Origin of the sequence: Synechococcus sp. W55.1, from assembly GCF_047461655.1 — a bacterium.
In the GTDB taxonomy this organism is placed as follows: Bacteria; Cyanobacteriota; Cyanobacteriia; order Thermostichales; family Thermostichaceae; genus Thermostichus.
This window is the reverse complement of the sequence record NZ_JANSHN010000016.1, coordinates 1-20,432: the sequence shown is the minus strand read 5'-3', so window position 1 is coordinate 20,432 and position 20,432 is coordinate 1. Positions and strand designations below refer to the sequence as shown.

Sequence of the window (20,432 nt, the reverse complement as noted above, 5' to 3'; positions counted from 1 at the left end):
CAGCAAGCTAAACCGTAACCACGACAGCTATGCGAATCATCGGCCTGACAGGCGGAGTGGGCACGGGCAAATCCACGGTCGCCCGCATCTTGGAGCAGCACGGGATCCCGGTGGCCGATGCCGATCAAATGGCCCGCCAGGCTTTGGCATTGGGATCCCCTATTCGAGACAGGGTGCTGGAACGCTATGGAAAGGCCATCCAAACGCCCTCTGGAGATCTGGATCGCCGGCAGTTGGGCCAGATCGTGTTTGCCGATGCTGCCGAGCGGGCTTGGCTAGAGGCCCAGATCCACCCTTTTGTTAAAGCTCAACTGCAAGATTTTCTGTTCGGGTTAGCGGAGCAGAGCTCTGAGGCGCATGGCGTGTTGCTTGAGGAAGGGCCTGGTTCCCAAAAGAACAGCGGGCCAGGGTTTTCCTCTGCCCAGGGATCTCAAACCGTTTGTCTGATGATCCCGTTGCTGTTTGAAGCCCACATGGAAAATTGGGCCAGCGAGATTTGGGTGGTGACTTGCACCCCAGAGCAGCAGCGGCAACGCCTTGCCCGCCGGGATCCCCTGACGCCGGAAGAAATCGAAGCTCGCATTGCCAGCCAGTGGCCTTTGGCGGAAAAAGTGCGCCGTGCAGACGTGGTGCTGGACAACTCCGGATCCCTGGCCAAGCTGGAAGCCCAGGTGAAGCAGGCTTTGGCGTTAGAGAGGCCATTTGCCTCACCTCGGCAGGCCGGATACAGTGACGAATAGGGGATCCCCTACGCCCCGGTGGGACGGAGGGTAGCCATGTACGGGTGGGTTGAGGGAGAAACGATGCAGGAAGCAGGCTGCGTTGGCGAGACGGAGTTTGCTCAAGCTCTGGCCGCGCGGGAGCGGGAAATCCAGCTTTTGCGAGAGCGCAATCGCATCTTGCAGGGCCAGATAGACCTTCTGGAGCTGCGCCAAGAAAAGCAACACCGGCAAATTCGCAGCTATGAGGCGGAGATCGAGCAGCTTTACCAAGAGAAGCAGTTGCTGGAGCAGATGATCCAGGAGTTGCCGGAGCTCTACCGGCGCAAGCTGCAAGCCCGCCTTCAGCCCATTCGCGAGCGCATCGCCGCCATCCAGGTCGAGAATCGCCAGCTTAGGAAGGAGTTGTACCAGCTCAGCTACCGCGTGCAGCACATAGATCAGCTCGACTCGCCCGGCTGGATCCAGCTTCCCTCTCTGCGTCGCCGGGATCCCAAGTCCTCAGCGGAGCGGAGCACAAAAGCTCTGCCGGTCTCCCCCCCTGGTGTCCAGCCCTGCTCTTGATGGGCAGGGAGGGATCCCGCCATCGAGAAGCCAGAATAGGGGAGCCCCGGTGGGATCGCGTCAGCAGAGCAGAGCTCTTGCGCGGTTCCGGTTGGGGCGCTGCTTGCTTGGAGATCCCGGAAATGGCCACCGCTGGCAACTATGAACCCCTGCATTTAAAATACCGCCCGCAGCGCTTTGCCGATGTGGTCGGCCAAGGAGCGGTGGTGCAAACGCTGGCCAACGCCATCCGGCTGGGGCGGGTTGCACCTGCCTATTTGTTCTGCGGGCCGCGGGGCACGGGAAAAACCTCCAGCGCCCGCATCTTGGCCAAGTCTTTGAATTGTGAACAGGGGCCGACGCCGGATCCCTGCCAGGCGTGCAGCCAATGCCGCGCCATCACTGCGGGAGCCTCCCTGGATGTTCTCGAGATTGACGCGGCCAGCAACACCGGCGTAGACAACATCCGCGAGCTGATCGAGCGGGCCCAGTTTGCCCCGGTGAACAGCCGCTACAAAGTCTATGTCATCGACGAGTGCCACATGCTCAGCAATGCGGCCTTCAACGCCTTGCTGAAAACTCTTGAAGAGCCGCCCCCCCGCGTGGTATTTGTCCTGGCCACCACTGACCCGCAGCGGGTTTTGCCCACCATTGTTTCCCGCTGTCAGCGGTTTGACTTCCGCCGCATCCCCCTCGACGACATGGTGGCCCACCTGGGCAAGATCGCCGCCCAAGAAGGGATCCCTATCACGCCGGAGGCGCTGCAACTGGTGGCCCAACTTTCCCAAGGGGGCCTGAGGGACTCCGAACGCCTGCTGGACCAGCTCAGCCTCTTGGAAGGATCCATCACCCCGGAGGCGGTTTGGGACTTGGTGGGCGGGATCCCGGAACAGCAGCTTTTGGCTCTGATGGATGCGCTGCTGGCTCAGGATGTGCAGGCGGTGCTCAGCCAAACTCGGCAATTGTTGGAGCGGGGCAAAGAGCCCTTAGCCCTGTTGCAGAACTTGGTGGCCCTTTACCGGGATCTGCTGCTGGTCAAGACAGCCCCCCAGCAACGGGAGTTGGTGGCTGTAACGGACTCCACCTGGGCAGCCCTGCAGCAACGGGCCCCTCGCTACTCGGTGGAGATACTGCTGGCAGCCCAGAGCCATCTGCGCCAGTGTGAGCCGCAAATTCGTCAAAGCGGACAGCCCCAACTGTGGTTGGAAATTGCCCTAGTGGATCTGCTGGGCCAGCTGCGCCCAAGCATGGTGGCTGAGGATTCAGCGGAACGGAGTCCTTTCCCAGCCCTTGACCTATCTCCTGCACCCCAGAGAACTCCCCCGGACGGGACAGCCCCTCCGGCCCCTGCTGCGACCATCAGCCCATCAAGCCCATCAACTGTTGGTGAGATAGATGAATTAACTGTTGGGCCTTCAGCCTCCCCTGCTGTTGCGTCGAGCCAGAAGGCAGATCGCGCTACTCGGACGGAGTCCTCGGAGCAGCCCAGAGAACCGGCAAGGGACGCCGCCAAAGTCAAGCTGCTGCGCCCCCACTGGGACGAGTTCCTCAAGCGCCTCTCTCCCCTCACTAAGGCTCTGATGGGATCCGGCCACCTGTACCAAGAGACTCCTGAGGCAATTACCCTCGCCTTTCCCAGCAAGGGTTTGGTGGAAAAAGTGCGCAGCAAAGAAGCCGAACTGCGGTCGGTGCTCCACAACCTGCTCCAGCGTCCTGTGCAGCTCAACTTGATTGTGCAGCGGGGGCCGGATGTTTCCATTCGCGTCAGTGGGACGGAGTCCTCGGCATTGCCCAGCCGAGAAAAAGACCTGCCCCCCGCCCCCCCAGATCCTGTGGCCACGCCGGGGTTGCAGAGCGACAACACCAACAGTCGTGCTTCCTTGGGGGAGCCCAGAGCAGAACCGCAGAGCCATGGGGGGCGACAGCAACATTCCCCTCCTGACTACAGCCCACCTTCGCCAGAACCTGAGCGGGACAATTCTACAGGTGGTATCAAGGTGGCCGGCTTGGCAACCCAAGGACTCTCTCCCGCCGGTGCGAACTTTGAGCTAACCCATGAGCTGGCGGAGATTGCCCGCCGTTTTGCCGACCATTTCAACGGCAGCTTGGTGGATTTGGAAGGGGTGTTGGGGGCTGACGCGACGGAATCCGCGGAAGAGCTGTCCCCCATGGAGATTTCAGAAGCCGATCGCGACAGCGGGACGGAGTCCTTTCGCGATAGCGGGACGGAGTCCTTTCGCGACAGCGGGCCGTAGGTCTCGGTCTTGGAGGAGGAGTTGCCTTCTTGAGCGCTATCTTAAGCTTGATAAAGCTAGCCTCATCTTGCCGACGATGACCTTCCCCATCTCCCCCCTAATTCGCTACGCTGTGCAGGCTCTGTACTGGGGACTGGTTCTGCCCCTGCCCATTTTGCTGGCCCGGCAACAGGCAACACCTCTTGAGCTGGGATCCCTTTGGGTGGCTCTGCTGCTGGGGTGGGGAGTAGTCCTGGGATCCCTGAGCCAGCAGATCCAGTTGGACGAAGAGGGCATGCAGGCCACCTACCCCAGTTGGGTGCCGCCTTTTGTGCGGCAGGAGTGGCAGATCCGGTGGGCCGATATCGAGCGCATTGAGCCCCGCTCCACCAGCCAGGGTGGTATGGTGTATTACTTGGTCAGCCGAGGGGGGGATCGCGTACTTTTGCCGATGCGGGTGACCAGGTTCAAGCAGCTGTTGGCTGAGATTCGACGGCACGCTCAACTGGAGATTGGCGGGCTGCGCCCCTACGTTCAGCCTTGGATGTACGGGCTCCTAGGATGTTTTGCTCTGCTTCTGTTGCTCTGGGATGGGATGGTCGCCATCTGGGTCTGGGCAAGTCCGGTGGGAACCTAGCGCAACCACAGACGGTTCCGGGTCTAGCCATCCCGACAGGGATCCCAGCTCCAGCGGGCGGTTGCAGTCCAGATCCCGCCCACGCCCTTCTGCGCAAGCGTTGCGGAGCAGCAGGATGGAAATTTGGAGCAGGTTGGAAATGAGCTCCTCCGCTGGGCGACCCCTGGTGGCGGTGGGGGTATCCTGAGAGCAGTGGAACTTAGCCCCCTCTTGCCAGCTCTTCCCCTTCGCGACAGCGGTGCGGAGCACTTTGTCTGGGATCCCTGCTGCCCCTTCTCTGGAGAGGTTGAGTCTTGAGCAGGTCAACCTCTCCGCCTCTTCGCTGGCCCTGCTGGACCATTGCCCCCGCCTGTTTCGCTATGTATATCTGGAGCGGTTGATCTGGCCTGCTGCCAGGGCTTTTGAGCACGAACTGGAGCAGAGGCGCGGACGGCAGTTTCACCGTTTGGTGGAATGGCACAGCCGCGGGCGGCAGGTGGAGCCGCGTTTGTCCGGCCTGGATGAAGGGGTGCAGCAGTGGTGGCAGGTGTTCTTGGCCAGCTCCCATGCCCATCCCCAGGGACGGGTGTTGGCGGAGTTGCCCCTGTGGCAACGGATTGAGGGCTTTAAGCTGATAGCCCGTTTGGATCGGCTGGTGATTGTCCCCGGATCCCTGCACATTGTGGATTGGAAGACCGAGCGCCAACGCCCGCCCGACCGGCAGCTTGCCCAAGATTGGCAGGTGCGCCTCTACCCTCTGTTGCTCTGCGAGGTAGCTCAGCAGTTGCCCCTGGAAGGCCCTTTTGAGCCAGAGCAGGTGCATCTCACCCTCTGGTATGCGCAACATCCCCAGCAGCCTTTCCACCGGCACTACAGCGCCGCCGCCTACGAGCAGGATCTGGCCCACCTAAAAGCCACTCTAGAGCGTCTGCGGCAACTGGAGGCGCAAGACTTCCCCATGATCCCCTACGGCGAACGCTGTGCCGCTTGTCTGTTTTGCTCCCGCTGCCACGGGCTCATGCCGCAAGGGATCCCTTCCCAAGACCTCACAGATTGGGTTTGGCCCATGCAAGAGCCTGCGCCGCCTGAGGATCCCATCCCTGATACCTATTGAGGGCCGGGGCAGGAGCTGTTTTGGCAGCAACCCATGCATACCCTATTATGGGGCCGTTCGCGATAGCGAGACGGAGTCCTTTGTTCCCAACGTTTCCCATCTGGAAAGGCTACGGCCAGGGATCCCCGTTTGCAGGGCTGAGCGTGGAACTGGTGCCCCTGGTGTGGAGGATAACTGCAATTTTCTCGGAGACTTGCATACTGGGTTAGATGGTTTTATCAGCGCTGTCAACTGTGATCGCGAGTGTCATCTCCAGTATTTCTACCCTCCGGGATCCCGACTGGGATGTGGAAGTAACCGGCCTCCACAAGCGTTTTGGCGATTTTGTGGCTCTCAATGGCATTGAGCTGAACATTCGGCGGGGGGAGTTTTTCGGCCTGCTGGGCCCTTCCGGCTGTGGCAAGACCACCCTGCTGCGCATCCTGGCCGGCCTGGAGATGGCCGATGCTGGGGAAGTGGTGATTCGAGGTCGCCCGGTAGGCCACCTGCCCGCCCACAAGCGCAACGTCAACATGGTGTTTCAGAGCTATGCCCTTTTCCCTTTTATGACGGTGGAGGACAACATCGCCTTCGGCCTGCGCATGCGGGGTGTGCGGGGGGAAGCTCTGCGCAAGCGGGTGGCCGCTGCTATGGAATTGGTGGAGATTGCAGCTCTGGCCAAGCGGAAGCCCCATGAGCTGTCGGGGGGACAGCAGCAGCGGGTGGCCTTAGCTCGGGCTTTGGTGAATGAGCCGGAGGTGCTCTTGTTGGATGAGCCGCTGTCGGCCTTGGATGCCAAGTTGCGCAAGCAGCTTCAAGTGCAGTTGTGCGAGTTACAGCGCCGCCTGGGCATGACCTTTATTTTTGTTACCCACGACCAAGAAGAGGCTTTGGTGACCAGCGACCGGGTGGCGGTGATGCGGGCAGGGCGCATTGAACAGGTGGGCCTTATCGATGAGGTGTATGAGCGCCCGGCGACGGCCTTCGTAGCCGACTTTTTAGGGGCCAGCAACCTGATCGAGGGGATCGCCTGTGGGACGGACTGTGTGGATACGCCCTTGGGAAAGCTGAAGGTCTTGGGGATCCCGGCCAGCTCGGAACCGGTGCAATTGGCTATTCGCCCGGAAAAGATCCAGCTCTCTCGCAGCGGCTGGGATCTGCTGCCCAACCAGGTGCCGGTGCGGGTGGAAAACCTCATCTACACTGGGGCTGAGAACCAATACCTGTTGCGGACAAACCAAGGTCAGCAGCTCAAGGCCACGGCCCTCAACACCGATATTGAGGATGCAGGGTTTGAGATCGGCGCAGCGCTGGTGGCCCACCTACCCCCGAAAAGCCTGATTCGCTTGCGACCGGATCCCCGTCAGGAGGAGACTGGATGTTGAAGCTGCCATCTCCTGTGGGCAAGTGGATCCCTGGCCAAGCCCAGGTGCGATTTGGGGAGCTGCTCACCCCTTGGCAGGAGCTGGGACGCAGCCTGATTTTTGCTGGGCCAGGGGTGCTGTGGGTGATGTTTTTTCTGGTGCTGCCGGGGCTGTTGCTGTTGGTGTGCAGCTTTCTCAGCCGCGGGGAGTTTGGCCAGATTCAACTGCCCCTGACCCTGGAGAACTATCTGCGCATTCTCGGCTTTGGCCCCTTGGGATGGACGCCCATCTACTGGCAGATCTTGGGCCGCAGCCTGCTGGTGGCGGGGGTGACCACCTTTTTTTGCGTGCTGCTGGCCTACCCATTGGCTTTCTTCATTGCCGCCCACCCACCCCGACAACGGGATCTGTTGCTCACCTTGGTGGTGGTGCCCTTTTGGACGAACCTGGTGATCCGCACCTATGCCTGGATGGTGGTGCTGGCCCCGGAAGGGTGGCCGGCTCGCTTGGCGGCCTGGCTGGGCTGGATCCCACCGCAAACGGCTCTGTATCCCAGTTGGCTGGCGGTTTATCTGGGCATGGTCTACACGTTTTTGCCCTACATGGTCTTGCCCCTGTACACGGCGGTGGAGCGCATCGATTGGCGGCTGGCGGAAGCGGCACGGGATCTCTATGCCAAGGGTTGGCAGGTCTTTTGGTGGGTGCTTCTGCCCCAGACCTTGCCTGGACTGGCGGCGGGCCTCATTCTGGTGGGGATCCCGGCTTTCGGCATGTTCGTAGTGCCGGATCTGTTGGGGGGCAGCAAAACGCTGTTGATCGGGAATGTGATTCAGTTGCAGTTTGGCTCCAGCCTGGACTATCCTTTCGGGGCGGCCCTCAGCTTTTTGGTTACCGGCCTCACCCTGGGGTTGATCTACGCCTACAGCCGCTACGCTGGCACCCGCAGCCTAGAAAATCTGGTTTGAGGAGCTGCTGTGGGCCTTGAGCAAAGCCGCCAGTTGCTTGCGCATCAGGATCCCGGGCTTATCGGTGAGCATGTGCTGTTCGCTACTGAGGGTGAGGGGCACGTCGGGATCCGTGGTCTCCAAAATGGCTTTATCTTCCAGAGTTACAGCCCGGTCGAAGCGAATAACCTCGGCGGCTGGGGTATCGGCTTCGGTGTCGTTGCGCAAACAAAACTGCACCACTTGGGAGGCTCGGTCGTTGATGGGGGTGGGGATGTTGACGATGACATGGCTGCGGCCATTGGGGTAGCGGATGTGAAGGTGGTTGGTGAAGGGCAAATGCCAGGTTGAAGTGGTGGTGCGCTCGGTTTTGGCGGCAGCAATGCCCAGGTTGCGCTGTTGCAGCTCTGGGTTGGCTACACCGAGCACTGTGCGGGTGCGGATCCCGTAGTCCAGCTCCTCGACCTCGAAGTGGCTGGGTACCAAGTCTTCCATACTGCCAAAGGTGTTCTGGTGTACAAAGCTGATGTGGGCGGCGTCGAACTCGTTCTCGCAGATGCGCAAACTGGCACATTCCCAGCGTTCGTAGAACTCGTGGATGAGCCGGTAACTGGGATCCTCAGCTTCCGGGATGACCGGGATCTCCCGTAGAGGCTGAGGATGCAAACACACCCAGGCATAGCCATAGCGGGCCTGGCAGAGGTAGGCGGGAATGCGGTAGCTCTCCGGGATGCGGGACTGATCCGGCAGTTGCGGCACCTTGACACAGGCTCCCGTGCCATCGAACTCCCACCCATGGTAGGGGCAGCGGATATGGTCATCACAGACGATTCCCTTGGACAATTGCGCCGACCGATGACAGCAGCGATCTGCGGCTGCCTGGGGCTGTCCGGCTTTGTCCAGCCAAAGGACGATCCTCTCTCCCAGCAGCTCGAAAGGTTGCGGGGATCCCTGCTCCAATCGGCTGAGGGGCATCACCGGGTACCAAAAGCGCCGAAAGACAGGATGCTGGGTCACCAACATGGCAAAACCATCTGTGTCGTGTGGCCGGATTCTGTATAGCAAATTCGTGAATTCGGTTCCGTAGCCCGCGCCACAATCTCTATTTGGGGATCTTGCAGATCTGGGCAAACTCATTCCCAGGGGAGCTCAACTCATGGGGAAACCCTAGAACCTCTGGTACGGTAAAGATACTGATCTTGCGTTTGAGTTTCCAGAGGGATCCCTTGACCTCTACTTTGCCTTCTCAGACCTTCTTGCAGGCTCTGCACACCCCTTCCCCTGCTTGGGATGCCATCGTCATCGGTGCTGGGATCGGGGGATTGGTCGCGGCCAGCCAGTTGGCTGCCAAAGGATACCGTGTGCTGGTGCTGGAAAAATACCTCATTCCAGGGGGCAGTGCCGGCTATTTTGAGCGTCCGGATCCCTTAGGCAACGGGATCTACCGCTTTGACGTGGGCGCTTCCATGATCTTTGGATTGGGCACCCAAGGCACCACTAACTTGCTGACACGGGCTTTGGCAGCGGTGGGCCAGTCCATAGACTCTATCCCCGATCCGGTGCAGATTGCCTACCACCTGCCCAAGGGGCTGAATCCCCGAGTACACCGGGATTACGGGCAGTTTTTGCAGGAGCTATCCGGCTACTTTCCCCAGGAAGCCGCCGGCATTCGCCGGTTCTACGACAGCCTGTGGCCCATCTTCAACAGCCTCAATGCCATGGAGCTGCTCTCGCTGGAGGAGTGGGGCTATCTGTTTCGGTCTTTTGTGGGCAATCCCCTCGGCTGCCTGACCTTGGCGCGCTATTTGCCGGTGAATGTGGGCCAGGTGGCGCGGCGCTGTCTGCGGGATCCGGATTTGCTGCGCTTTGTGGACATGGAGTGCTACTGCTGGTCGGTGGTGCCGGCGGATCGCACGCCCATCATCAATGCCGGGATGGTGTTTTGTGACCGACACTACGGCGGTATTAACTATCCCAAAGGGGGGGTGGGGCAGATCGCCCAAAAGTTGGCCCAGGGGCTAGAGGCCCATGGCGGGCAGATCCGCTACAAAGCACCCGTGCGGCGGATCCTGGAAGAAAGAGGTCGGGCGGTGGGCGTAGAACTGGCCAGCGGGGAAAAGCTCTTTGCCCGCACAATCATCTCCAATGCCACCCGCTGGGACACCTTTGAGCGCCTATGGCCGGGATCCCTGCCCACGGCGGAGCGGCAGTGGCAAAAACGCTACCAACAATCCCCCAGCTTCTTGAGCTTGCACCTGGGGGTGCGGGCCGAGGCCCTGTCCGGCGAACGCTATTGTCACCACATTCTCCTGGAAGATTGGGATCAGATGGAGGCTGAGCAGGGCACCCTTTTTGTCTCCATCCCCACCCTGTTGGATCCCGACCTGGCTCCCCCGGGCCGCCACATTGTTCATGCCTTTACCCCCAGTTGGATATCCACCTGGCAAGGGTTAAGCCCAAGCCAGTACCAGACCCAGAAACAGCAAGCCGCCGACCGGCTTATCCGCCGCCTGGAGGCCCTTTGGCCTCAACTGGGATCCCACATTGAGCTCAGAGAGATAGGCACCCCCCGCACCCACCGCCGCTTCTTGAGCCGCAGCAACGGCACCTATGGGCCCATCCCCAGCCGGGATCCCTGGGGCTTGCTGGGCATGCCTTTCAATCGCACCGCCATCCCCAACCTATACTGCGTGGGGGATAGCACATTCCCCGGCCAAGGGCTCAATGCCGTTGCCTTCTCCGGCTTTGCCTGCGCCCACCGGGTGGCAGCGGATTTGAGTTAGGTTGCCCTTCTCCTCGCTTACCGGTTTGGAAAAGCGAGTTACAAGTCCTCGAAATGCCGACATAGACATCCAAACATCAACAACTCAGAAGCAACACAACGGGGGCATTCCCAATAGCAGTGAAACTGTTGTTCCGTTGATCCCCAACTCCCCTCTTCCTCTGGGAAAAGGGCTAATGGTGGAGCTTGGGGGATGTTTGTATCCACTTGAAATGACTATACTGGGCAGAGAAATCTGGGGAATTTCTAGCCACTTTGTAGCGGATGTCGGACTTGACACCTACAGACAAACTTCTGGCCGGGATCCGAGCTCAGCAGGCAGGAGATCTGCGGCAAGCAGAGGCCATTTACTCCGAAATCTTGGCGGATTTTCCTGAGCATGCAGATGCCCTTCACCTGTTGGGAACGGTAGCTCAAGCCAGAGGAGACTCGGAATTGGCAGCGGCTCTCATTGCAGAAGCCATTGAGCAACATCCCGAAGTGGCTCTGTATCACCACAATTTGGGTGTCGTCTATGAGTCTTTGGGTCAACTGGAGGAAGCGCTATCCTGTTATCAGCAAAGCCTGAAACTGAATCCACACGCTGCTGGATCTGCCTTTCAAGCTGGAAAAATCTTAGTTAACCTGCGACGTAGCGAAGAAGCCATTGCCCTACTCAATCCTCTACTGGAAAACTCGGATGAACAGACAGGGATCCCTTTGGCGCAGGTGCATCTGAATCTGGCCATCGCCTGTCGAGATCAAGGAGAACACGCTGTTGCGTTGGATCACCTGGAGAAAGCAATGGCTTTGGATCCCCAGTTAGAACAGGCTCGTTGGTTTTATCATCTGTATCTGCCAGCAGTCTATCGGAGCGAGGAAGAACTCAACTCCTTTCGTGCTCGCTTTATCGAGCATCTGGATTGTCTTATTGAGGAAACTCCCCTAGAAACGGAGGAGCAACGTCGCAGAGCGCTGTGGGCGTCAGGACTGGGAACCAATCACTACCTACAGTACCAAGGCTACAACGACCTGGATTTGCAGAAAAAATATGCCCAGTTTGTTCAACGCATAGTCAACGCCTGTTATCCCGATTGGAGATATCTTCCTTGCCAATCCCAACCAGGGGATCCCCTCCGAGTTGGGTTTGCCTCAGCTTCCATGCGAGCTTGCTCTTACAGTCGCTTATCTCTGGGTTGGGTTAAGTACCTGAACGCCAATTGGGCTGATGGACAGGCTAACTCGGAGCGAAAGTTTCAAGTCTTCGCCTATCACTTGGATCCCAGAACCGACTTCATGACAGACCGGTATCGTCAATACGCCGATGTGTTTAGGCACATTCCCAGCAGCCTCGAGGATGCAGCCCAACAAATCCTACAGGATCAGTTGGATATTTTGGTGTATTTGGAGATCGGCCTTTCGCCTCTCATTCTGCAACTGGCTTCCCTGCGACTGGCACCGATACAGTGCTCCACTTGGGCTCATCCTGTAACTTCTGGGCTTTCTACGATTGACTATTTCCTTTCCAGCGATTTAATGGAGCCGGAGAATGCTCAGGAACACTACAGTGAAACCTTGATCCGGCTACCTCATTTGGGTACTTGCTTTGAAAAGCCGGTTTTGCCGCAGCAAAAGCGCTATCGTGAGGATTTCGGCCTGCGTGAAGATGCAGTGGTTTACCTAACTTGTCAATACTTGGGTAAATATCTGCCCCAATACGACTATCTTTTTGCCGCTATTGCCCAACGAGTGCCCAACGCTCAGTTTGTCTTCTTGGCTCTGCCCAATGCTGCCATTGCTCGACAATTTCAGCAACGGCTCACCCGGGCTTTTTCCCTGTACGGTCTCAATGCAGAAGACCACTGTCTGGTTCTGCCTGGATTAGACCATCAAGACTACTTGGATCTCAACCGCTGTGCGGATCTCATGTTGGATTCCTACGGCTGGTCAGGTGGGATCACCACCCTAGAAGCCGTTGCGATTGGGTTACCTGTAATCACTTGCCCTGGAAAGCTGATGCGGGGCCGGCATACCTATGCCATTCTCAAAAGAATGGGGCTGGACAGTTTAATTGCCTCGGATCTGAAAAGCTACGAGGATTTGGCCGTAAAACTGGGATCCGATCCTGAGTTTCGCCACCATATGACTGAAGAGGTTCGGCAGCGACGCGACCTACTCTTTGAAGATCGAGAATGTGTGGCAGCCCTAGCTCATTTCTTTCTCACCCTCACCAAGAAGCCCGACGCTGGTCGTGATTAGCCCACCGCGAAAAAGGGTTTTGCTCTGGATCCCTTCCTGAGGACAAGATGGGCTCAATGGTTCCACTACACTCTGGAAGCTCCTTTCTCGATGCCAGCAGTGAAACAGCTCCCCCAGGCCGGTGCAAACCCAAACGTGTGAAAAGCCTGTCAGTGATCTGCATTTTGCCGCGAATTGCTCAAATCATCGTAATCTAGAGGAACATTGATGATCCGAAGGAGTGCTTATGCCAGGGCCAGCATCGAATGCTTCTAGAACTCCGCAGGGATCCCTGCAGAGGGTTTTCTTGGGCCTTTTGGCCTCGGCTGCGGTTTTGGCAGGTTGTGGAGGAGGTGGAGGGAGCACACTACCGCCTCTGGTGAATGTCTGTGAACAAGCCTTCAGCCCAGACTTTTTCGCTTCGATTGGCCTCCGCCGACAGGGGGATAGGCGCAGTGGAACCTTGGGGCCGAATAGCCTTTTGGAGTTTTATTTCGATGCCGCCGGCAATATTCTGGATGCTCGCACAACTCCGCCGCCTCCCGGCACGTTTACCTTCTATTCAGATGCGTTTCTTTACTTCCCCTCTGCAGCCAACGTTACCGGGGTTACAATCCGGCTGACCAGCCCGGTTTTCGACCCGCTATTGGTCATCGGCAGCTTTGACAGCAACCGGAGATTGGATCCTGACGTTTTTGTAAATGATGATGCTGCCCCTGGCAACTTTACCACCTCTCAGCTAACCATCCCCGTGCGGCAAAACCGCTGCTACTTGCTCCAGGTGCAAAGCTACTGGGCGCAAAATGCCTCTCCAGCCGCTGGGCCGGGCAGCCCTGGGCGAGGCCCTTACACCATCGAAGTTGTGAGCGAAAGCTTTGCTGCTCCTCCTCCACCGCCTCAACGGCAACAGAAACCGGACGATAGGGAAGACGGCGGCGGCGGTGATCGGGGAGGAGGCGTAGGTATTTAGCTCTGCCGTGTGAGCCTAATGGCGAAGCTGGCGCTACCACAGGTAGCCGTTCCTCGAATCGAGCGCCCGTCAGCGCTGACAGTGCCGCTCCAAGTGATGGTTGGGGTGCCACTACCCGCTGCCTTACCGCTGACAGAAAGTTGGTTGCCGATGAGCTGGCCACTGCGTTCGGAAAAGCTGAGAGAGGAAACGCTGATCTGGTTACCGTCTTGACGAATGGAGACGGTTTCCTGGATACCGGTTGCAACATTAACTTTACACAGGGATCCTTGCCAGATAAAGGCTCCTCCTTCATAAAGCCACTGGCCGCTTAGGGCAAGCTCTGGCGCAGGCGTTGGCGTTGCCGGGGCAGGTGTGGCGGTGGGAGTAGGAGGTGGAGGCGGGGTGGGGGTACGAGTGCGGCGGACAAGTGGGGTGAACCGGGGGATAGGGGTGAGCATCGGCGTTGGAGTGGGAGTGGGTGCCGGTGTCGGAGTCGGGGTGGGTGTCGGCGTTGGAGTGGGAGCAGGTTCGAGTGTAGGTGTTGGGGTTACTTCAGCGGTAGGGATCGGATCCGGTTCTTCCCGGCTATCGCGGATCGTTGGGCGTGGCCACAGCAAAAAGGCGGCCAGCAGAGCCATGACGCCTAGGGATCCCCCGGCCAAAACCCACTTCAGGTTGCTGTCGGAAGGTTGCAGAACCGTTTGGGGGGCAGCTTGCCGCAGAGGGCGAGTGCGGGGAGTATCGGTTCGTGCCGGCGTGGCAGGGCGAGCGACGGGGGGATCCTGAACGGTCGGGAGAGCGTTGCTGGCTGGGATCACTGTGGAGGGCGTTTTGGGAGTTTCATCCTCACTTTGGGGGGAGGGATCCGGTGTTTCCGGCGAAGCTTCTGCTGAGGAGGGTTCCCGCTCGGTGATGTAATAGGGGATCCCTGCACCTGGAGGAGGGGGAGAGACCGGCTCATCTTCGATGAGATCCAGATCCTCATCGCGGATATCTTCAAAGGCTCCAGAAGCCGATCCTGTATTGCGGGTGGCTTGGATCGGTGGCTTGGACTCAGAAGAGGGTGGAGCATCCTGTTGAGGCTTGGCACTGCCGGTGGGGATGATCACCGTGCTGGCCTGGCTGGTGGAGAGTTGAGTGGCCACTGTCAGGTCATAGGCTTGCAGCAGCCGCTCCCCTAGCTCCCGCATCGTTTGTGGTCGTTCGTCCGGGTTTTTTTTCAGGCAATCCATCACCACCGCTGCCAAGGGGGGTGGGATCGGCTGGGGAGCTGTATTGGGGTTGATCTCCAGGGGGCTTTCGTAACAATGGGCGTGGATCCAACTGTGCAAAGAGTCAGTTTCCAATTGAAAGGGCATGGATCCCGTCAGCATCTCGTAGAGCACCACGCCAAAGGAGTAGATGTCCGAGCGGGCATCCAAGGCTTTGCCCCGCATCTGTTCGGGAGAGGCGTAGCGAGCTGTGCCGATAAATCCCCCCCCCTTGTAGGTGCCCAAGCTGAGGGTGTGATCCGCCAGGGTTTTGGCCACGCCAAAGTCGAGGATTTTCAGTTGGGGGATGAGCTTGCCGTTTTGAAAAACTTGCTCGATGAAGAGGTTGCTGGGTTTGATGTCGCGGTGGATGACACCCCGAATCTCGCGGCCCTCTATCTTGGCCTGAAACGTGTGGGCAAAGTGCAGTCCCTCACAAGCTTGGAGAGCCAGCCGAATGGCTTGCCGAACCGGCAGAGCCCCTTTTTCTCGAATTAGCTTGGCCAGATCCTGACCCTTAAGGTACTCCATCACCAGATAGGCTTGCTCCCCCTCTTGGCCGTGATCCAGAACTTTGACGATGCGGGGATGCTGGCCCAAGAGGGTGCTGACGCGGATCTCTTCGACAAAGCGGCGGCGCAAGTCCGTCTGGGAGTTGCTCCGGCTTAGCAACATGGGGGCATAGAGGATCTTGACGGCTACCTCTTGGCGGTTGTTGTGTAAGTCCAAGGCACGAAAGACGGATCCCATACCGCCGCCACCAATTTCTTGAATCAGTTGGTAGCGGTTGCCCAAAATGCGATTGGTGAGATCTGCGGTCATGGGTTTGCAGCTTGGAGAAGGGGGATTGAGGCGAGGATGTCCATACCATAAACCGAATTGCTGAGGTCTGCATCAGCCTAGGTCGCGGCTGAACTCAGGGATCCCAGTTGGGGCCATCGGTTGGAAATGGCGGGGTTTTCGATTGATTTTTCGGCTAACTGCTCAAGGCGACCAAGAAAACAATGTCAATTCTCGGATTTACCAAAAAACTGGGTTTAAAGCCCCGCCCTAAAGCCTACGGCCCGCTGACGCGACTAGGGCGGCTTTGTGCTATGCTGCCCGCAGCGGCAGGGTAGTCAACCGCTCTAAAAACCCAACAGTCTCACGACTGGATACAGCCTTAACAGGCTTTGTAGTTCTTGTTTGCAACGGTACCTAAGGGCATTAGGGAACCGCTCTGCGTGCTAGCGCTTGCGTAGTGCTTGGGGGAACGCCTGGGGAGACGAGCGCCGCTGCTGTAGAGGGGCAGCCCAACACGGTAAGTGCTGTCGCAGAACCAGGAACCAGAATCTCCTGCCTAAAGGCAGGAGAGTATGTCAATCAAAAGTTGTAGAAGAAAGCTCCGGCGGGGGTGGTGACGCTCAAGGGAGAACTGCGGTGACCGGTTTCACCGCCCAAGAGGACATTTTCTGGTTGACTTTGGGGGGGAGAGTCTGGGTTATCCTGAGCAATCCCCAGTCTGAAGAAGGGGACAATCGACAGGGATCCCTTGATGAGGTTGACCATGGACTTGGGCTTGGTGGTGATTGCCTACAAAGAGGGGGATCGGGAGAGCAAAGCCGCCTGCCAGAGGTGTGCGGAGCAGTTGCGCCGGCGCGGTGTTACGGTGTTGACAGCTCCCACTGGCTTGCACCACAACCCCTACCCAGTCTTTTTGGAGGCCACCTCAGATCCCATCGATCTGGCAGTGGTGCTGGGGGGAGATGGCTCGGTGTTGGCGGCGGCACGATACCTAGCCTCCTATGGGATCCCGATTTTGCCAATCAAAGTGGGGGGTAGGCTGGGGTTTTTGGCCCAGTCGGAGCGGGTGCTGCAACAGGATCCCTGGGATCGCATTCAGGCAGGGGATTTTTTCTTGCAAGCCCGCATGATGTTGCAAGCCCAGATTTGGGAACAGCCGCAGTTGGGGCAAGGGGATCCCTTGGCCGCCCGTGGAGAGGGAAAGTCGCAAGGCCGTCCGGCCAGCGAAGTCTACTATGCCCTCAATGAGATCTGCCTGAAGCCAATCAACCGAGAACGGCTGCCTGCCGCGATCATGGAGATCGAGGTCAACGGAGAGATTTTGGATCAGTACCACGGGGATGGCGTGCTGGTGGCCACACCGACGGGATCCACCTCTTACACTCTGGCAGCCAATGGCCCCATCCTCGAGCCCACCCTCGACGCCATCATCATCACCCCTATTTGTCCCCTGAGTTTGTCTAGCCGTCCTATTGTCATCAGCGGCACAGCCAGGGTGGACATTTGGCCTCTTGCCGATCCCGAAGGGTTGACCCGCCTGTGGACAGATGGCGTGTTGGCTCAGTCGGTGAATCCCGGCCAGTGGGTTCACATTCAGCAAGCGCCTACACCGGCCAAGCTGATGATCCTGGAAAAAGAGCTCTCCTACTTTCGCACTCTGCGGGAAAAATTGCAGTGGGCGGGCAGCCGCATCTACATCCCCACCACCAACCACCGCCCCGAGGGGGGATAAGGAGAGCTTAAAGTTGGGCAGCTAGAGTGGCAAAGTTCGCTCCCATAAGCATATTTCCCATGAGCCTGAGACTTTACCTCCTTAGACACGGAGAAACTCCCTACAGCCGTTCCGGCAGCTTTTGCGGCGCTCTCGATCCCGACCTCACCCCCGAAGGCAAACAAATGGCAGAAGCCTTTGCCGCAGCCTATGCCGGGATCCCTTGGCAGGCCCTCTACGTCAGCCCGATGCGGCGTGCCTTGGCTACCTTGAGCCCCCTGGCCGAGAAAGTTGGCTTGCAGATGCAGATTCGAGAGGGCCTAAGAGAAATTCACTATGGCGAGTGGGAGGGCAAAACCCACGCCGAGGCACAAGAAGCCTACCCAGAAGCCTATTGGCGCTGGATGACCGAGCCAGCCTGGAACGCGCCCCCAGGGGGGGAAACCGCTGTGCAAATTGCCAATCGGGCTATGCCGGTTGTGGCTGAGATCCAGGAAAAATGGACCCATGGCAACGTCTTGATCGTCTCCCACAAAGCCACAATTCGGGTCATTCTCTGCAGCCTGCTGGGCATTGACCTGGGTCGCTACCGGGATCGCATTGAGGTCTTGGCGGCTTCCCTCAGCGTTGTCAAGTTTGACCGCTATGGTCCTCTTCTAGAAATCTTGGGGGAACGCAGCTATCTGCCTCCCGATCTGCGAGAAAGGGCAGGTACCTAATTGTTAGAGGGAGCAAGGTTTAGGATTCTTGAGGTCTTTTGGGTCTCTTTTTGAGGGAGCAATCATGGGCAAAAAACTGGGATTAGCACTGGGCAGCGGCGGAGCGAGGAGATGGGCTCATATTGGCGTAATTCGGGCTCTAGAGCAGGCCGGGATCCCCATTGATTATATTGCCGGGACGAGCATTGGCGCTTTTGTGGGAGCCATTTATGCAGCAGGAGAACTGGATGAGCTGGAAGACTTTGTGCGAGATCTTAACTGGAAGATGATTTTGTCTTTGTTTGATGTGGTCTTTCCCACCTGTGGCCTTTTGGATGGCAACAAAATTTATGAGCTGCTGACAGAACATTTGCAAGAGCTGTGTATTGAAGAGGCCGGGATCCCCTTTTGCTGTGTGGCTACCGACTTGATCACAGGCCAGGAGGTGCTGTTGCGTTCGGGTAAAATGGCAGATGCCGTGCGGGCCAGCATCTCTATCCCAGGAATTTTCACTCCCTTTCACCACGAAGGGCGCTATCTCGGAGATGGAGGCATTGTCAATCCGGTGCCGGTGCGAGTGGTGCGGGAGATGGGGGCCGATGTTGTCATCGCGGTCAATCTCAACCATGTGGATCCCGCGGATGTGGAGTCGCAACTGGAAGAAACAGAGGTGGAAGAAACCCTTCAACGGCGACAGCGCTTGAATGCTGAAGGAGAAGTGATCGAAGAAGAAACCAACTTCATCACCCGCATTCGCAAACGCTATCAATCCCTACAACAAGGGATCCAAGAAAAAATTAGCCAATGGTTTCCAGATGAGCCCTCTGGTCCCAATATTTTCGACGTTATTGGCAAGACGTTGAACGTGATGGAGCAAATCGTTACCCGCAGTGTTTTAGCCGAACATCCGCCGGATTTGCTCTTACAACCCAAGCTGAGCCAGTATGGGATCTTCGATTTTCATCAAGCAGATCCGATTATTCAGGAGGGCTATCGACAAATGCGGCGGGCCATTCCAGAATTGCGACAAAAGTTGGAGCAGTGAACCACCACTTCTTCAGCAGTTTAACCTAAAGCTTTGCAAGGATCTGCGCCCAAGCTTTCCAAACAATCTCAGATGGATCCTGCTATCAAAATGGGCCTGAAGCTCACTCAATTGGGATAAATTGCAACAGCGATCCCGTGTGGATGAGATGGGCCGGGGCAGATTTTCCATCCTGGTCGGGATGGGCCAGCAGCACACAGCGATCTTGAGGGGTGAGGTCAAACTTGACAGAGGGATCAGGTTCTCTTTCCAGTGGAGGGCTGAGCTGGGGATCCCCGACAAAAGTAAGTCGTGCCAACACGGTCAGCAGGTGATCTTGATGGGCCAGGTCTGACCCAAAAGGAGTCCGCTCTTGTAACGTAACAAGTGCTACCGGGTAACCTTCTCGCATCAAGTAGAAGAGGATCCCGGCACAGCGCTCTACAGCTCGCTCCAACTTGTCTCGATGGATCTCGGGCCTCTCTTTCTGGGGCTGCCAGCGGTTTTCAAAACAGAGGGTGATGGCCTGGGATCGTGGACGCTCCAACTCCCGCACGATCAGTTGATCCCGTTTGGCCGAGATCTTCCAGTGGACAGAACGCACATCGTCCTGGGGGCGGTAGGGCCGTAAGCTCAGGTAGTCTCCCTCTCGACCAGGCTGGGGGCGCAATTGGTTGCCGCTGCTGAGCTGATCCCACAGCGCCAATCCTTGAACCGGGGCGAGCCGCGGAAACACGATCACCGTTTGGGGATCCCTAATTTCCACCGCCCTGCGGAAGAGTTCAAATGGAAAGCTGGTGGCAACTTCAAAACCCTGCAACTGCCAGGCTCCCCGCCTTGAAAAAGTATGCTGGTAAAAAGTGTCCACCTTGGCACCGGGATCCACCCGCAAAACATAGCTGGAAGGCCAATCTTCCCGCCTCAGCCCCTCAATGCGTTCGCTCACCTGCAACGAAAAGCTGGGCAAGCGCCGTTTGCGGTTGATGAGCGTAAGCCCCAGCAAGACAGGCTGACCGGCAAAAATGCGGCTGGGCAACTGCCGGCTCACCTCCAAATCTTTGAGGGTGATATCAGAGAGGGTACCGCTGATGAGGATGAGGCTGAGCAGCATCCCCAGCAACAAGTACAGGGGATTGTTGCCGGTGTTGAAAGCAGCAATACTTACCAACAGGGCGATCCCGACAAACCGCCCCCCAATACGGGTGAAGCGGAAGCGGCGCAGAAAACGAACCTGGCGCCTTGATTCCTGCTCTGAGGAGAAGATCCCCAGGTTTCCCGTCTGTTGAAGTAGTGGAACTAGTTTTCGGCTTCGTTTCCACAACACCGCAGTCCCCTCATCACTCCTTCATCCCCGGCCCCTCTCCAAAGGAGAAAGAGGTCTGGAATCTACAAGCTGCTTCAGTGTAATTTGAAATCACCATAACCAGTGCTACGGGCAGGTTTTTTCTGAGAGGATTTCAGCAATGGCCGCAGCCACCCGCTCTTGTTGACAGGTGGTCAAC

17 protein-coding genes are annotated in these 20,432 nt (G+C 58.0%); 13 read left to right on the top strand and 4 right to left on the bottom strand.

Features of this window, described 5'->3' with window-relative positions; all coding sequences use genetic code 11:
- Positions 1–29 precede the first annotated feature (29 nt).
- From coaE to NW816_RS09210, 7 genes are all read left to right on the top strand, one after another.
- Positions 30–740, top strand: coding sequence for a dephospho-CoA kinase (coaE, locus tag NW816_RS09240; RefSeq protein WP_414408954.1), 711 nt, complete (start codon positions 30–32; stop codon positions 738–740).
- Positions 741–776: 36 nt separating this feature from the next.
- Positions 777–1,283, top strand: coding sequence for a hypothetical protein (locus tag NW816_RS09235; RefSeq protein ID WP_414408953.1), 507 nt, complete (start codon positions 777–779; stop codon positions 1,281–1,283).
- A gap of 122 nt (positions 1,284–1,405) precedes the next feature.
- On the top strand, positions 1,406–3,517 hold the full coding sequence (locus NW816_RS09230) for a DNA polymerase III subunit gamma/tau (protein ID WP_414408952.1): 2,112 nt from the start codon (positions 1,406–1,408) through the stop codon (positions 3,515–3,517).
- A gap of 76 nt (positions 3,518–3,593) precedes the next feature.
- The gene (locus tag NW816_RS09225) at positions 3,594–4,133 is read left to right on the top strand and encodes a hypothetical protein (RefSeq protein WP_414408951.1); all 540 of its coding nucleotides are present in this window, start codon (positions 3,594–3,596) and stop codon (positions 4,131–4,133) included.
- A gap of 238 nt (positions 4,134–4,371) precedes the next feature.
- On the top strand, positions 4,372–5,226 hold the full coding sequence (locus tag NW816_RS09220; RefSeq protein ID WP_414408950.1) for a PD-(D/E)XK nuclease family protein: 855 nt from the start codon (positions 4,372–4,374) through the stop codon (positions 5,224–5,226).
- Positions 5,227–5,459: 233 nt separating this feature from the next.
- The gene (locus tag NW816_RS09215) at positions 5,460–6,590 is read left to right on the top strand and encodes an ABC transporter ATP-binding protein (RefSeq protein ID WP_414408949.1); all 1,131 of its coding nucleotides are present in this window, start codon (positions 5,460–5,462) and stop codon (positions 6,588–6,590) included.
- Positions 6,584–7,534, top strand: coding sequence for an ABC transporter permease (locus NW816_RS09210; protein ID WP_414342559.1), 951 nt, complete (start codon positions 6,584–6,586; stop codon positions 7,532–7,534). The genes NW816_RS09215 and NW816_RS09210 overlap by 7 nt, the downstream gene beginning before the upstream one ends.
- Here NW816_RS09210 and NW816_RS09205 read toward each other — a convergent pair.
- Entirely contained in the window at positions 7,517–8,536 is a 1,020-nt protein-coding gene (locus NW816_RS09205) for a Rieske 2Fe-2S domain-containing protein (RefSeq protein ID WP_414408948.1), read from the bottom strand. The genes NW816_RS09210 and NW816_RS09205 overlap by 18 nt on opposite strands.
- A 203-nt stretch (positions 8,537–8,739) precedes the next feature.
- Here NW816_RS09205 and crtH point away from each other — a divergent pair, with 203 nt between their 5' ends.
- The 3 genes from crtH (at position 8,740) to NW816_RS09190 (ending at position 13,482) form a co-directional block, all read left to right on the top strand.
- Positions 8,740–10,296 carry a carotenoid isomerase gene (gene crtH / locus NW816_RS09200; protein ID WP_414408947.1) on the top strand — a complete coding sequence of 519 codons (1,557 nt, stop codon included), beginning with the start codon at positions 8,740–8,742 and terminating at the stop codon, positions 10,294–10,296.
- Between the two features lie 263 nt (positions 10,297–10,559).
- On the top strand, positions 10,560–12,533 hold the full coding sequence (locus NW816_RS09195; protein WP_414408946.1) for a tetratricopeptide repeat protein: 1,974 nt from the start codon (positions 10,560–10,562) through the stop codon (positions 12,531–12,533).
- 226 nt (positions 12,534–12,759) lie between these two features.
- The gene (locus NW816_RS09190; RefSeq protein WP_414351054.1) at positions 12,760–13,482 is read left to right on the top strand and encodes a hypothetical protein; all 723 of its coding nucleotides are present in this window, start codon (positions 12,760–12,762) and stop codon (positions 13,480–13,482) included.
- Here the strand turns inward: NW816_RS09190 and NW816_RS09185 are convergent.
- The gene (locus tag NW816_RS09185; protein WP_414408945.1) at positions 13,479–15,536 is read right to left on the bottom strand and encodes a serine/threonine protein kinase; all 2,058 of its coding nucleotides are present in this window, start codon (positions 15,534–15,536) and stop codon (positions 13,479–13,481) included. The two genes, NW816_RS09190 and NW816_RS09185, sit on opposite strands and share 4 nt — an antisense overlap.
- Positions 15,537–16,076: 540 nt before the next feature.
- Positions 16,077–16,262: a hypothetical protein gene (locus tag NW816_RS09180; protein ID WP_414408944.1), complete on the bottom strand. Its 186-nt coding sequence runs from the start codon at positions 16,260–16,262 to the stop codon at positions 16,077–16,079.
- Between NW816_RS09180 and NW816_RS09175 the strand changes: the two genes are divergently transcribed.
- From NW816_RS09175 to NW816_RS09165, 3 genes are all read left to right on the top strand, one after another.
- The gene (locus NW816_RS09175) at positions 16,261–17,229 is read left to right on the top strand and encodes an NAD(+) kinase (protein ID WP_414351512.1); all 969 of its coding nucleotides are present in this window, start codon (positions 16,261–16,263) and stop codon (positions 17,227–17,229) included. The two genes, NW816_RS09180 and NW816_RS09175, sit on opposite strands and share 2 nt — an antisense overlap.
- A gap of 59 nt (positions 17,230–17,288) precedes the next feature.
- The gene (locus NW816_RS09170; protein WP_414408943.1) at positions 17,289–17,927 is read left to right on the top strand and encodes a histidine phosphatase family protein; all 639 of its coding nucleotides are present in this window, start codon (positions 17,289–17,291) and stop codon (positions 17,925–17,927) included.
- Positions 17,928–17,991: 64 nt separating this feature from the next.
- Complete coding sequence (locus tag NW816_RS09165; RefSeq protein WP_414408942.1) at positions 17,992–18,951, top strand: patatin-like phospholipase family protein; 960 nt, start codon at positions 17,992–17,994, stop codon at positions 18,949–18,951.
- Positions 18,952–19,054: 103 nt separating this feature from the next.
- Here the strand turns inward: NW816_RS09165 and NW816_RS09160 are convergent, their stop codons facing one another.
- Positions 19,055–20,098, bottom strand: coding sequence for a DUF58 domain-containing protein (locus NW816_RS09160; RefSeq protein WP_414408941.1), 1,044 nt, complete (start codon positions 20,096–20,098; stop codon positions 19,055–19,057).
- Positions 20,099–20,432 lie beyond the last annotated feature (334 nt).